Genomic DNA, 13815 nt, shown 5'->3' on the forward strand with positions numbered 1-13815 from the left:
TGAGGGACGCGGTCGGAGCCGGAGCACCGGTCAGCGGGGCATGGGTCCCAGAAACGACGGCAGGGGAGGCGACGGCTCCAGAGGCGACGGCTTCAGAGGCGGCGACCGCTACCGCGACGCCGACCGCAAGCCCTTCCGCGGTGACCGTACGGATCGAGACCGTACGGATCGAGACCGGACGGATCGAGACCGGACCGGCCGAGACGCCCGTGACAGCCGTACCGCCGGGGGCTACCGGGGCCGTCGGGAGGATGGAGATCACCGGGACCGGCGGGACGGCGGGGGATATCGGGACGACCGCGGCGGCTCGCGCGGCAGGTACGGCAGGCCCTCCGGCGAGGGAGGCCGTTACGGCGACCGTGACCGTGACCGGGAGCGTCCCGGCGGTCGTGACCGGGCGCAGGCGTACCGTGACGACCGGACCCCGGGTAGGGACCGGGCCTCTGGTAGCGGCCGGGGCTTCGACAGGGACCGGGCCTCTGGTAGGGACCGCGGTTTCGACAGGGACCGGGCCGCTGGCAGAGACCGGGCCCCTGGTAGGGACCGGGCCCCTGGCAGAGACCGGGGCTTCGAGGGCGGCCGGGACTTCGGCGGCAGGCGTCCCGAACGTGGTCATCGGGACGATCGCCCCTATCGGGGTGAGCGAGCCGACCGCCGGCCTGAGGACCGCAGGCGTGAGGACCGGCCTCGTGAGGACCGTCAGCCTGGGCGTGCCCCGTTCCGCGCCGCCAGGGGTGGCACCGGGTCGCGTGACGACGTGCGGACCATCGGCGGCGGGAGTGCCGAACGGGGCGGACTGCGCGCGCGCTTCGGCCACGACAGGTCCGACCGCGGCGGGGCGGCATCGCGGCCCCGGTCGGGAGAGGGCCGCGGGGGAGCGCCCCGGGAGAGCCGTGAGAGCAGGGGGGAGAACCCGTTCAAGACCTCGCGGCAGCCGCTGCGCGACCCGGACTTCTACGACGAGGACTACACCGACGAGCGCGACACCACGGAGGTGCCGGACGGCGCGCGGCTGCAGAAGGTCCTCGCCCAGGCCGGGGTGGCCAGCAGGCGCGCCTGCGAGGAGATGATCGGTGACGGCCGCGTGACGGTCGACGGCCAGGTGGTGCGCCGCTTCGGCGCCCGGGTCGATCCCGCCAGGCAGGTCATCCACGTCGACGGCAGGCGGGTGCCGACCGCGCCGGACCTGGTCTACTACGCGCTCAACAAGCCGATCGGCGTCGTGAGCACGATGGACGACCCGGAGGGCCGCCCGTGCCTGCACGACTACGTGCAGGACCTCGCTCCGCGACTGTTCCACGTGGGCCGGCTGGACACCGAGACCGAGGGCCTGCTGCTGTTCACCAACGACGGTGAGCTGGCGCACCGGCTGACCCACCCCAGTTACGGCGTGACGAAGAAATACTGGGCCAAGGTGCCCGGTCCGGTGCCGCGCAACCTGCACCGGGCGCTGCGCGAGGGCGTGGCGCTGGACGACGGGCTGGCCCGGGCCGACGAGTTCCGCATCGTGCAGGAGCACGGCCAGCAGGCGCTGGTCGAGATCGTCCTGCACGAGGGGCGCAAGCACATCGTCAGGCGCATGCTGGAGGCCGTGGGCCACCGGGTGATCGACCTGGCGCGGATCGAGTTCGGCCCGGTCAAACTGGGCCGGCTCAAGCCCGGTACCCTCCGCACTCTGACGGTGCAGGAGGTCGGCGAGCTCTACTCCACCGTCGGCATGTAGCCTTGCCGGGCGCCGGTTCGCAGGGCGGGACAATAACGGATAAAGCCCCGTGGACTGGGCGGTGGCTTGGGCCCACGGCGGCGAGCGCGAGAGGGGAACGACGATGGTGCGGGCGGTTCGTGGAGCCATCCAGGTCGACGGCGACGACCGGGAATCGATCATCGCGGGGACGACCGAACTGGTCACCGAGGTGATGGCGCGGAACGACCTCACCACCGAGGACGTCATCAGCGTGATCTTCACGGCGACGCCCGATCTCACCGCGGAGTTCCCCGCGCTGGCCGCGCGGAAGCTGGGGTTCCACGATGTCCCGCTGCTGTGCGCGTCCGAGATCGACGTGCCCGGTGCGCTGCCGCGTGTGGTCCGCCTGATGGCGCACATCGCCACCGACCGGCCGCGTCAGGAGATCCAGCACGTGTACCTGCGGGGCGCGGTCGCGCTCCGCGTGGACATCGCACAGTAGACCCCGCCATCGCGCAGTAGATGCAGTAGATCCTGTCAGGGACGAGACCACCAGGACGAGCAGGATGACTCCCACCGAGAGCGCTTCCACCGAGGGTGCTTCCACCGAGGGCGCCGCGACCGCGCTCGGCAGCGCCGTCATCGTCGGCACGGGACTGATCGGCACCTCGATCGCGCTCGCGCTGCGTCAGCGCGGCGTCCGGGTGTTCCTCGCCGATCGGGACGCGGGAGCCGTACGGCTGGCGCGGGAACTGGGGGCGGGGGAGGACTGGCGGGCCGACCGGACCGTGGACCTGGCGGTCATCGCGGTGCCGCCCCCGTTCGTCGCGCAGTGGCTGCTCGACCTGCAGAAGAGCGAGACCGCCCGGGCCTACACGGACGTGGCCAGCGTGAAGGAACTCCTGATCGCGCAGGCGGCGCAGCTCGGCTGCGACCTGTCCACGTTCGTCGCCGGTCATCCGCTGGCAGGCCGGGAGCGGTCGGGGCCGGCGGCGGCCCGGCCCGACCTGTTCCTCGGCCGCCCCTGGGCGTTCTGCCCGACGCCGGAGGCGTCCGGCCCGGCGGTGGCGGCGGTCCTGGAACTGATCGGCCTGTGCGGGGGCAACGCCGTACGGGTGGACGCCGCCGAGCACGACCGGGCGGTGGCGGTGGTCTCGCACGCGCCGCACGTGACGGCGGCGGCGGTCGCGGCGCGGCTGGCCGAGGCGTCTGACACGGCGCTCGGCCTGTCCGGTCAGGGCGTGCGCGACGTCACCCGGATCGCCGCCGGCGACCCGGCGCTGTGGACCGGCATCCTGTCCGGCAACGCCGTACCCGTGGCGGAGGTGCTGGAGGCCGTCGCCGCCGACCTGGCGAACGTCGCGCGATCGCTGCGCATGCTCGCGGGTGACGGTGCCGCCGTCGCGGGCGTCACCGAACTGCTGTGGCGTGGCGTGCGCGGGACCGGCCGGATCCCCGGCAAGCACGGCGGCCCGGCGAGCACCTACGCGGTCGTCCAGGTGGTCATCGGGGACCGTCCCGGCGAACTGGCCCGGCTCGTCCAGGCCGCCGGACAGGCGGGGATCAACATCGAGGACATCCGGCTGGAGCACGCGCCCGGGCTGCCGCTCGGCGCGGCGGACCTGTACGTCCAGCCGGAGGCGGCCGAGGCGCTCGCCGAAGGCCTGCGCGAGCGCGGCTGGCAGGTGCCCTGACGGCCGCCGACGGCCGCCGACGGCCGAACCGGCTGAGTGCGCGCGGCGCTGATGCGCGGGATCGCCGGGAGTCCCGGTACGCTCGGGGGTCGGGTAAAGGCAGGGTGGGGATCGCCGGGCCGGGATGTCGGGCCGGATCGCCGGGCAGGGCCAGAGAAGAGGAGCGAGCGTGTCGGGTCTGGTCGTCGCTATGGACGGGCCTTCCGGGTCGGGGAAGTCGAGCGCGTCGCGTGGAGTCGCCCGGGCTCTCGGGCTGCGGTACCTGGACACGGGGGCCATGTATCGGGCGGTCACCTGGTGGATGCTCGACCAGGGGGTCGACCCCGCGGATCAGGACGCCGTCGCCGACCGCTGCCGCGAACCCCGGCTGGAGATCAGCACTGACCCGGACGCCCCGGGCATCAGCGTGGACGGGACCGACGTCAGCGGGCCGATCCGCACCCAGGAGGTCACCCGGGCCGTCTCCGCCGTGAGCGCGGTGCCCGACGTGCGCAGGCGTCTGGTGGATCTCCAGCGGCAGATCATCGGGCCTGGCGACATCGTGGTCGAGGGACGCGACATCGGCACGGTCGTGGCGCCGGACGCGCCGCTCAAGATCTATCTCACCGCGAGCGCCGACGCCCGCGCGCTGCGCCGTACGGCGGAGCTGACCGGGACCTCCACCCGGGAGCAACGGGCCGAGATGGCCCGGCGGGACGCGCTCGACTCCACGCGCAAGACCGACCCCCTGGCGATGGCGGCCGACGCGGTGGAACTGGACACCACTCCGCTCGACCTCGACGAGGTGATCGCCGAAGTGCTGCGGCTCGTCAAGGAGCGGACCATCTGAGCCCCGCCAGTGCAGGGGCATATTGAGCCTGATCCTGGCGGGATCGGGGAGGAATCAGCCGATGAGGCAGGAAATGGACGTTACGGGGGAGTACGAATACGACGAGGGCGGCTGGACCGAGGCCGAACTCGCCGCTTCCGCGGGCGATGGCTCCGGTGAGCCCGACGCAGGCCCCCTGCCGGTCGTGGCCGTGGTCGGCCGCCCCAACGTGGGCAAGTCGACGCTGGTCAACCGCATCATCGGCCGGCGTGAGGCGGTCGTGGAGGATGTGCCAGGCGTGACCCGGGACCGGGTGACGTACGAGGCGACCTGGCGCGGCCGCCGGTTCACACTGGTCGACACCGGTGGCTGGGACCCGGACGCCACCGGCATGGCGCTGCGGATCGCCGAACAGGCCCAGGTCGCGGCCGAGCTGGCGAATGTGATCTTGTTCGTGGTGGACGCGGGCGTCGGCGTGACCGACTCCGACGAGGCGGTCGGGGCCGTGCTGCGCCGGTCGGGCAAGCCCGTCGTGCTGGCCGCCAACAAGGTCGACAACCAGCAGTTGGAGATCGAGGCGTCGGGGCTCTGGTCGCTGGGCCTGGGTGAGCCGTACCCGGTCTCCGCGCTGCACGGCCGGGCCAGTGGCGACCTGCTCGACGTCGTGCTCGACGCGCTGCCCGAGGCGCCGGAGCAGACGTTCGGCGAGCGGCGCGGCCCGCGCCGGGTCGCTCTGCTGGGCAAGCCCAACGTGGGCAAGTCGTCGCTGCTGAACCGGCTGGCGGGCGAGGAGCGGGTGCTGGTCGACCCCGTGGCGGGCACCACCCGCGACCCGGTGGACGAACTGGTCGAGCTGCGTGGCACGACCTACCGGTTCGTGGACACCGCGGGCATCCGCCGCCGCGACCGGGAGCTGAAGGGCGCCGACTTCTACGCGGCGATGCGCACCCGGGCCGCGCTGGAGCGGTCGGAGGTGGCCGTCGTGCTGATCGACGCCTCCGAGGTGCTGACCGAGCAGGACCTGCGGATCATCGGCCTGGTCATCGAGTCCGGCCGCGCCATGGTCGTCGCGTTCAACAAGTGGGACCTGGTCGACGAGGACCGGCGGTACTACCTGGAGAAGGAGATCGACCGCCAGCTCGTCCGCACGCCCTGGGCGCTGCGGGTCAACATCTCCGCAAAGACCGGCCGCCACGTCGACAAGCTCGCGCCGGCGATCGAGCGAGCCCTGGAGTCGTGGGGGACGCGGGTGCCGACGGCCCGGCTCAACCAGTTCGTCACCGAGCTGGTGCAGGCCACGCCGCCGCCGGTGCGCGGGGGCAGGCAGCCCAAGATCCTGTTCGCCACGCAGGCGACGACCGAGCCGCCGAGGTTCGTGCTGTTCACGTCGGCGTTCCTGGAGGAGACCTACCGCCGGTTCATCGAGCGCCGCATCCGCGAGGAGTTCGGCTTCGCCGGCTCCCCCATCGAGATCACGATGAAGATCCGGGAGAAACGGCAGAAGAAATAACACGGGCGAATGCCGTACCGCTGATTCCGGCCCGCTCCTCCGCCTGCCGGGGATCGCGGTGTCGGCCTACCCGCGGTCCTGACCTGCCCGCGCTCCTGACCTACCTTGGGGGTCCTGAGCCGCTCGCGTCCCGCCGGGCAGGGCCAGGGCCGCCAGCGTGCCCAGCAGGCACAGTCCCGCGGTGATCAGGAAGATCTCCGTGTACTCCACGTGCAGCGCGGCCTTCACCTTGGCCTCGTACTCCGCCAGCTCGGCCAGGTAGTCGGCGCCGGCGCCGCCGATGGGCAGGGGCGTGTCCAGGTGCGCCGTCAGCGACTGGAAGCGGTGGAACCCCCACGCGGACAGCGCCGCGACGCCGAGCAGCATCCCCATCATGCGGGCCACCACGACCGCGGCCGAGGCCACGCCGTGCCGAACGGCCGGGACGGCACGCAGCACGGCCGAGGAGACCGGGGCGACGACCACGCCCAGCCCGAGCCCGGCGACGGCCAGATCGACGTCCAGCCACACGCCGGCCGAAGCGAGATCCACCGGCCACCGCGACATCATCAGGTAACCGGCCGCGGCGACCGTCATCCCAGCGACGGCCACCGGCCGCTCCCCGAACCGGCGGGTCAGCATCCCGCCCAGGAAGGCCGCGACGGCCAGCGCGGCGAGGAAACGGGTCAGCACCAGCGCCCCGCCGACGGCGTCCTCGCCGAGCAGCGTCTGCGCGGCGAGCTGGACGTCCACCAGCGTCACCAGCAGGGCGGCCCCGGACAGCAGGCTCACCGCCAGCGTGGCGAGCAGCGGCCCCCTCGGCACGCCGGTCAGGTCCAGCAGCCGCACCGGCGAGCGGATCTCCCAGGCGACGAACGCCGCTGCCGCGACCATGCCGGCCGCCAGGCACGGCAGACCCCACGGCGGCAGGACCGCCTCGCCGGGCGAGGGATTGTAGAGCCCGGCCACCAGCAGGCCCAGCGCCAGCGCCAGCAGCGCGCCGCCGACGGCGTCGACCCCGCCTCCCGCCCTGCCGTACGGCTCCCGCGGCACGCCGCGCTGCACGGCGACGGCGGCGAGCAGGGCCAGCGGGATGTTGACCCAGAAGATGCCCCGCCAGCCGACGAGGGCGGCGATCCCGGCGCCGTAGAGGGGGCCCAGCACACTGCCGAGCTCCTGAGCCGCGCCCACCGCCCCCAGGGCGACCGGCCGGGCGCGCTCGTCCCACAGGTCGCCGATGAGGGCCATCGTGATCGGCAGCAGCGCCCCGCCCGCCAGGCCCTGCAGCGTGCGGCCGGCCGTCAGCGTGGGGACGTCCTGGGCGAGCGCGCAGACCAGCGAGCCGGCCGCGAACCCGGCCAGGCAGGCATGGATCAGCGGACGCCTGCCGTACCGGTCGGACAGCCGGCCGAGCAGCGGCATCGCCGCGACGTAACCCAGCAGGAAGCCGGTCACGATGGGCGTCGCCCGTTCCAGACGGTTCAGCGGGACGCCGACCTGCTGGGCGATGTCCGCGAAGACGGTGACGACGACGTAGGCGTCGAGCGCGGCGAGCAGCACGGCCGCGCCGCCCACGCCGAGGGCGAGACGGCGGCCGCGGACGAGGGACGTCATGACGCGGGCGGTGTGATCGTCACGGGGGCGTCGTAGTCGTCCAGGGTCACGGTCACTCCGCCGCCGTTGAGCGGAAGTTCGATCTTGAGTAGCCGGTCGGTGGCCTTGTCGATCCACACGGTCCCGTTCACGCCCTGGGCGATGCCGGGCACCAGCTTGGCGAGGGACTGCTGCGGCAGGGTGGCCGCGACCCGGTAGGCGTCGGCGCCGCCGACCTTCTCGGCGGCTTCGGTCCGGGCTTCGTTCGCCGACGACAGCAGCTCCGGCACGCCGGTCAGCACGGCGGAGGGGTCGTAGATCGCGGCGAGCTGCTGCCTGGTCATCTTCTGGAAGCCGCCGGTCGGGCCCTTGAAGTGCACGGTGTCGCCCGCGATCACGAACTCGAACTCCTGCAGGCCGACGAGCTCGACCTGGAGCGTTCCCCTGGCATCGCCCTCCTTGGTCAGGGTGCCCTCGGCGTGCCTGACCGGCACGGCGGGCCGGTCCCTGGTCTCGATGACGAAGGCGACGGTCCGCACCGCCTTCATCGCCTCGGCCGACTTCTTCAGCAGGCCGGGCCCGTCGGGAAGCGCGGCCGTGCCGTTCGACGCGCAGGCGGTCACCAGCAGCAGGGCGGCCACGACCAGCCCGAGGATTCTTGTCACAACGCGGATCGTAGCGACCTTCATCAGCGGGCCGTGCGGATCGACTGAAGGCGGTCGGCGATGGGGCCGAATATCTCCTCGATCGCGGTGACCTGCTCGGGGGTCAGCAGATCGATCAGGTGCCGGCGGACCCCCGCCACGTGACCGGGGGCGGCACGCTGAATGGTCTTCCAGCCCAGATCGGTGAGCACGGCGAACGTGCCACGCCGGTCGTCGTCGCAGCTCGCCCGGACCACCAGCCCGGCGGCCTCCATCCGGGAGATCTGGTGCGAGAGCCTGCTGCGGGACTGGATGGTGGCGTCGGCGAGCTCGCTCATCCGCATGCGGTGGTCGGGGCTCTCCGACAGGTTCACCAGGATCTCGTAGTCGTTGAGCGACAGACCTTCCTCATGCAACTCGCGGTCGAGTTGATGGAACAGCAGCCGGTGCGCGGCGAGGTGCGCCCGCCAGGCGCGCTGCTCTTGCGCACTGAGCCAACGGGGGTCTTCCATGACCTCAAGCATAAGATCGTGATGATCGCGCCGGGGTGGGCAGCCCTGCAGGGGAACAGGAGATTTACCCGGGCGTGGAGTCAGGACGCTTGACGCGATGTCGTCGCCGCTGTTGCCTGGGAAAACACGACCTGTACGGCTCCGGCCGGCCGGTTGGTCGGCCAGTTGGCAGGCCGGAGCGGGAGGAAGGCGGGCCCCCCGGGCCGGAAAGGCGGCGCGCATGCGCATCGGAACGATCTTGAAGGGTAAGGGGACGGGCGTGGTGACGGTCTCTCCGCAGGCCACCGTGACCGAGCTCCTGGCCAGGCTGGCCGAGTTCAACGTCGGCGCGGTGGTGGTGTCGGAGGACGGAGAGACGATCGCGGGCATCGTGTCGGAACGGGACGTCGTACGGCGCCTGCACGAGCTGGGCGCCGCCGTGCTCGGCCAGCCGGTCTCAACGATCATGACCTCCGACGTCAGGAGCTGCACGCCCGACGCCAACGTCGAGGAGCTGCGCCGTACCATGACCGACCACCGCGTGCGGCACGTCCCCGTGGTGCGGGGCGGGCGGCTGGCGGGCATCGTCAGCATCGGCGACGTCGTCAAGAGCGCCATCGAGGAGCTGGAGACGGAGAAGGACGCTCTGGTCGGCTATCTGCACGGCTGACCGATCGTTCGCGGGCTGACCGATCGCGGGCTTTTCTCCTAGACTGTTCGCGTGAAGCTCAAACTTGATCTCCACGACATCTACAACAGGGGCAGCGAGATCGACCGGGCGCTGCGCGGCGTCATGGAGGAGGCGGTCCGGAAGAAGGCCACCCAGGTGGAGATCATCCCTGGCAAGGGGTCGGGGCAGCTCAAGAAGAAGGTGCTGCGCTTCCTGGAGCAGAAGGAGATCAAGGCGCTCTACCATCGCGTGGACAAGGACGCCAAGAACCACGGCCGCCTGTTCGTCTACTTCCGGTGGTAGCCGCCGGCATCCGATGGCCGGGGCCTGTGGCTGGCGCGAGGGGCGAGAGTGTAGGAGGATTCGTCCGCGTGTGACACAAGGGAGGCGTGATGTCGGTATTGCGGGATCTGATGGAGGGAATCCGGAACGGCGGGATCGAGGTGCTCGACCTGACCGCGCCGTTGACCGAGAAGACGCCGATCCTGTCGCTGCCGGAGACCTTCGGGCAGACGGCGACCTTCAGCCTGCAGGAGATCAGCCGGTACGACGACCGCGGCCCGGCCTGGTACTGGAACAACTTCACCACCGGTGAGCACACCGGAACCCACTTCGACGCGCCCAACCACTGGGTCACCGCCCGAGACGGCGAGGACGTCTCGCGGGTGCCCGTCACCAAGCTGATCGCGTCCGCGGCGGTGCTGGACTTCAGCGCCGAGGCGGCCGCGGACCCCGACTTCCTCCTCGAGATCGACCATGTCAGGGCGTGGGAGAAGGAGCACGGCCCCCTCCCGGAGGGCGGCTGGCTCCTCTACCGCACGGGCTGGGACGCCCGAGCCAACGACGCGGGCCGGTTCCTCAACGCCGACGAGACCGGGCCGCACACCCCCGGCATCTCCGCCGAATGCGCCCGCTTCCTGGCGGAGCAGACGCCGATCATCGGCCTCGGCGTCGAGACCGTGGGCACGGACGCGGGCGCCGCGCACTCCTTCGACCCGGCTTTCCCCTGTCACTCGTTCCTGCTCGGCGCCGGCAAGTACGGCCTGACCCAGCTGCGCAACCTCGACCGGCTGCCGCCGACGGGCGCCGTGGTGATCGCCGGCCCGCTGCCGATCGTGGGCGGCTCCGGCAGCCCGCTGCGCGTCCTGGCCCTCCTGGAAAGATGACCGGTCGACAGATGAGCCATCCGACGATGAACGTCGCGGAGGCCGTCGGGGCCGTCCTCGCCTCCCTCGGCGTGCGCACGGCCTTCGGGGTCGTCGGCAGCGGGAACTTCCACGTCACCAATTCGCTGGTACGGCACGGCGTGCGGTATGTCGCCGCACGCCACGAGGGCGGCGCGGCCACCATGGCGGACGCCTACGCCCGGATGAGCGGAACCGTCGCCGTCCTCACCGTCCATCAGGGGCCCGGCGTCACCAACGCGCTGACCGGCGTCACGGAGGCGGCCAAGAGCCGCACTCCGCTGCTCGCGCTCGCCCCCGAGGCCACCTCGGCCCGTTCCAACTTCTGGATCGACCAGGCCGCCCTCGCCTCCGCCGTCGGTGTGCACGTGGCCAGGGTGGCCTCGGCGGAGACCGTGGTCGACGACACCGTCATGGCCTTCCTCGCCGCGCTGCTGGGACGCCGGACCGTGCTGCTCCGCCTGCCGCTGGACGTCCAGGACGAGGTGCTGCCGGACGAGGCCGCGCGCGCCGTAGGGGAACTGCAGGCCGGTGGCGGCGGGGTGCGGCGGGCCGCGGCGAGCCGGATCCCGGCCCCGTGGGGGCTCACGTTCCCCAGCGAGCACGACCCGGAGGCCGTGGACGGCCCCGGGGCTTCGGACGGCGCCGCCGAGCCCGCGGCCCCGGACTCGATCGTCCCGGACTCGATAGCCCCGAACTCGATAGCGCAGTTCGCCGGGTTGCTGCGGGCGGCGCGGCGGCCGGTGTTCGTGGCCGGCCGCGGGGCGCGGGGCGCCCGCCGGGAACTGGAGGCCCTCGGCGAGCGGGTGGGCGCGCTGTACGCGACCTCCGCGGTCGCCAAGGGGCACTTCCACGGCAGCCCGTGGGATCTGGACGTGATGGGCGGATTCGCCTCGCCGCTGACGGCCGAGCTCGTCGGTGGCGCCGACCTGGTCGTCGCCTGGGGCTGCTCGCTCACCATGTGGACCACCCGGCACGGCAAGCTGATCGGCCCGGGCGCCACCGTGGTGCAGGTCGACCTCGACGCCGACGTCATCGGCGTGAACCGTCCCGTGGACCTCGGCGTGATCGGTGACGTACGGGCGACGGCACGGGCGGTCGCCGACCTCCTGGACGCGCCTTCCGGAGACGCGCCTTCCGGGGACGCGGCAGGCTACCGGACCCCCGAGATCGCCGATCGGATCGCCCGTGAGGTGCGCTGGCGCGACGTGCCGTACGCCGACACCGGCGGCGACGGGCGGATCGACCCCAGGACGCTGACGATCGGACTCGACGACCTGCTCCCGGCGGATCGGGTCGTGGCCGTCGACTCCGGCAACTTCATGGGATATCCGGCGATGTTCCTGTCCGTGCCGGACGGGGGCTCCTTCTGCTTCACCCAGGCGTTCCAGTCGATCGGCCTCGGCCTGACCACCGCCATCGGCGCCGCCGTCGCCAGGCCCGACCGGCTCACCGTCGCCGCGCTGGGGGACGGGGGAGCGCTCATGGCCATCGCCGAGCTCGAAACGGTCGTACGGCTCGGGCTGCCGATGGTCATCGTGGTGTACGACGACGACGCCTACGGCGCCGAGGTGCACCACTTCGGCCCGGACGGCTTCCCGCTCGGCAATGTCACGTTCCCGCCGGTGGACCTCGCCGAGATCGCCCGCGGCTTCGGCTGCGCGGCCGTCTCCGTACGGCGGGAGGAGGACCTCGCCGGGGTCGCCGAATGGCTGAAGGGCCCGCGTGACCGGCCGCTTCTCGTCCACGCCAAGGTCACACCCGGCCTCGCGGCCTGGTGGCTCGAGGAGGCATTCCGCGGCCACTGACCGGCCATGTCCTGCGGGCGGCCCTCATCATCGAAGCTACTGGTGCGTAGGTTACGGTTCCCTACATGTCCGAGCTCGTGTACCCGCCGGTGATCCGCGCCGTGCTGGCCGCCTTCAAACTGCTGGACCTGCGCATCCGGATCGAGGGCGCCGAGCGCGTGCCGCGATCCGGGGGAGCGGTCCTGGTCAGCAACCATGTCAGCTACCTCGACTTCGTCTTCGCGGGCCTGGCCGCCCGGCCCTCACGGCGGCTCGTCCGGTTCATGGCGAAGCAGGAGGTGTTCGCCCACCCGGTGTCGGGTCCGCTGATGCGCGGCATGCACCACATCCCGGTCGACCGCGCGGCCGGGGCCGGGGCGTTCCGCGCGGCCGTACGGGCCCTGCGGTCCGGGGAGATCGTCGGAAACTTCGCCGAGGCGACGATCAGCAGGTCGTTCACCGTCAAGGACATCAAGAGCGGTCCCATCCGGATGGCCGTCGAAGCCGGGGTCCCGATCATCCCGGTCGCGGTGTGGGGCGGGCAGCGCCTGTGGACCAAGGGCCGGCCGCGCAAGCTGCTCCAGCGGCATGTCCCGATCACGATCCTGGTCGGCGAGCCTCTGAATACGGGACCCGACGACGACATCGCCAAGCTCACCGCCGAGCTGAGGCGCCGGATGTCGGGCCTGCTCGATGAGGCGCAGCGCACCTACCCGGAGATCCCGCCCGGGGTGTGGTGGCAGCCCGCCCATCTCGGCGGCACCGCCCCCACCCCTGAAGAACGGTCGTGACCGGCGGGTTGTGGCACCCCGTCCCGCGAGCCCGGGAGTTCCGTACGACTTGCAGGTTGCTTTCAGGGCTTGCGGTAAGCGGTGGGTAAGGGAAGTGCAGGCGGGGGCCCGTATCACTGAGGTGCACGCGGAAACCACCCGGGCGGCGACGGCCAGACCGGGACCGACTTCCCTCAGGAGAACACGATGAAGCGCACCCTCACCGGTCTGGCCGCCGCCGCGATCGCCGGCCTCGCCGTCACCGCCCCCCTCACGCTGATGGCCGGCCCGGCCTCCGCCACCGACTACGGACCCGACACCTGCCTGCAGGGCTACGTCTGGCGGGAGGCCCGCGTCGGCGACGTCGTCTGTGTCACCCCGGCCACCCGCGCCCAGACCAAGGCCGACAACAGTGTGGCCGCCGCCCGCTGGACCGACGGCGTCTACGGCCCGCACACCTGCGTGACCGGTTACGTCTGGCGCGAGGCCTACAACGGCGACGACGTCTGCGTCACCCCGCAGACCCGCACCCAGGCCAAGGCCGACAACAAGCTCGACGACGAGCGCAAGGTCAAGGCCCGCCTGTGGATCACCCGCTACTTCAGGGCATATGGTGTCGACGACACCCAGCTCATCAAGATCAACGGCGATCACTTCAACTTCGGCATGGTCCGGCTGACCATCCGGTACAACACCGGGAAGCTCTTCTGGAGCGGCACGGTCAACGCCAAGGCCCACGCGAAGTTCGCCGGTGGCGCCTTCGGTTTGAAGACCGACGTGGTCGACTGCGCGTACACCCGGCGGCCCGCCAACGCCTACATCCAGGCGCAGGACGTGGTCTCCGGCCGCCAGTCGGCCCGCATCCCGGTCCGGGTCGGCTGCCTCGTCCTCTGACCGCTCAGACGCAGCGAAGGACCGGTCTCACACGGGCCGGTCCTCGCCTTTCCCGGCTCGAACGGTCAGGCGTACTCCACCAAGGTGATCGCCCACCGAGCGGTCGC

General features: G+C 72.0%; 14 protein-coding genes. 11 read left to right on the forward strand and 3 right to left on the reverse strand.

The genetic code is table 11. The features are described 5' to 3' along the window. Window positions 1-40 precede the first annotated feature (40 nt). The 5 genes from Mth01_RS02860 to der all read left to right on the forward strand — a co-directional run bounded on the left by Mth01_RS02860 (window position 41) and on the right by der (window position 5696). Complete coding sequence (locus tag Mth01_RS02860; RefSeq protein ID WP_204010637.1) at window positions 41-1723, forward strand: pseudouridine synthase; 1683 nt, start codon at window positions 41-43, stop codon at window positions 1721-1723. Between the two features lie 103 nt (window positions 1724-1826). Further along, window positions 1827-2186, forward strand: coding sequence for a chorismate mutase (aroH, locus tag Mth01_RS02865; protein ID WP_204010949.1), 360 nt, complete (start codon window positions 1827-1829; stop codon window positions 2184-2186). 64 nt (window positions 2187-2250) lie between these two features. After that, window positions 2251-3378: a prephenate dehydrogenase gene (locus Mth01_RS02870; RefSeq protein ID WP_204010640.1), complete on the forward strand. Its 1128-nt coding sequence runs from the start codon at window positions 2251-2253 to the stop codon at window positions 3376-3378. 124 nt (window positions 3379-3502) lie between these two features. Next, the gene (gene cmk / locus Mth01_RS02875) at window positions 3503-4207 is read left to right on the forward strand and encodes a (d)CMP kinase (protein WP_204010643.1); all 705 of its coding nucleotides are present in this window, start codon (window positions 3503-3505) and stop codon (window positions 4205-4207) included. Window positions 4208-4280: 73 nt separating this feature from the next. Continuing rightward, a complete protein-coding gene (gene der / locus Mth01_RS02880; protein ID WP_204010645.1) occupies window positions 4281-5696 on the forward strand; it encodes a ribosome biogenesis GTPase Der in 1416 nt (471 codons plus the stop codon). Between the two features lie 66 nt (window positions 5697-5762). Here der and Mth01_RS02885 read toward each other — a convergent pair whose 3' ends face one another. Genes Mth01_RS02885 through Mth01_RS02895 form a run of 3 tightly spaced genes read right to left on the reverse strand, consistent with a single transcriptional unit; the run spans window position 5763 to window position 8424 of the window. Then, window positions 5763-7289 carry an MFS transporter gene (locus Mth01_RS02885; protein ID WP_204010648.1) on the reverse strand — a complete coding sequence of 509 codons (1527 nt, stop codon included), beginning with the start codon at window positions 7287-7289 and terminating at the stop codon, window positions 5763-5765. Continuing rightward, a complete protein-coding gene (locus Mth01_RS02890; protein WP_239089291.1) occupies window positions 7286-7933 on the reverse strand; it encodes an LppX_LprAFG lipoprotein in 648 nt (215 codons plus the stop codon). The genes Mth01_RS02885 and Mth01_RS02890 overlap by 4 nt, the downstream gene beginning before the upstream one ends. 23 nt (window positions 7934-7956) lie before the next feature. Next, complete coding sequence (locus Mth01_RS02895; protein ID WP_204010668.1) at window positions 7957-8424, reverse strand: MarR family winged helix-turn-helix transcriptional regulator; 468 nt, start codon at window positions 8422-8424, stop codon at window positions 7957-7959. A gap of 220 nt (window positions 8425-8644) precedes the next feature. Here Mth01_RS02895 and Mth01_RS02900 point away from each other — a divergent pair, with 220 nt between their 5' ends. The 6 genes from Mth01_RS02900 to Mth01_RS02925 all read left to right on the forward strand — a co-directional run bounded on the left by Mth01_RS02900 (window position 8645) and on the right by Mth01_RS02925 (window position 13708). Beyond that, on the forward strand, window positions 8645-9073 hold the full coding sequence (locus Mth01_RS02900; protein ID WP_204010671.1) for a CBS domain-containing protein: 429 nt from the start codon (window positions 8645-8647) through the stop codon (window positions 9071-9073). Window positions 9074-9124: 51 nt separating this feature from the next. Then, window positions 9125-9376 carry a Smr/MutS family protein gene (locus tag Mth01_RS02905; RefSeq protein ID WP_204010673.1) on the forward strand — a complete coding sequence of 84 codons (252 nt, stop codon included), beginning with the start codon at window positions 9125-9127 and terminating at the stop codon, window positions 9374-9376. A gap of 89 nt (window positions 9377-9465) precedes the next feature. Then, complete coding sequence (locus Mth01_RS02910) at window positions 9466-10239, forward strand: cyclase family protein (protein WP_204010675.1); 774 nt, start codon at window positions 9466-9468, stop codon at window positions 10237-10239. Beyond that, window positions 10236-12065, forward strand: coding sequence for a thiamine pyrophosphate-binding protein (locus Mth01_RS02915; RefSeq protein WP_239089292.1), 1830 nt, complete (start codon window positions 10236-10238; stop codon window positions 12063-12065). The genes Mth01_RS02910 and Mth01_RS02915 overlap by 4 nt, the downstream gene beginning before the upstream one ends. Window positions 12066-12130: 65 nt before the next feature. Beyond that, a complete protein-coding gene (locus Mth01_RS02920; RefSeq protein WP_204010676.1) occupies window positions 12131-12835 on the forward strand; it encodes a lysophospholipid acyltransferase family protein in 705 nt (234 codons plus the stop codon). Window positions 12836-13021: 186 nt separating this feature from the next. Further along, window positions 13022-13708 (forward strand): hypothetical protein, encoded by a 687-nt coding sequence (locus Mth01_RS02925; protein ID WP_204010677.1) that lies wholly within the window; start codon window positions 13022-13024, stop codon window positions 13706-13708. Window positions 13709-13815 lie beyond the last annotated feature (107 nt).

The sequence above is a fragment of the Sphaerimonospora thailandensis genome, assembly GCF_016863115.1.
GTDB classification, from domain to species: domain Bacteria; phylum Actinomycetota; class Actinomycetes; order Streptosporangiales; family Streptosporangiaceae; genus Sphaerimonospora; species Sphaerimonospora cavernae.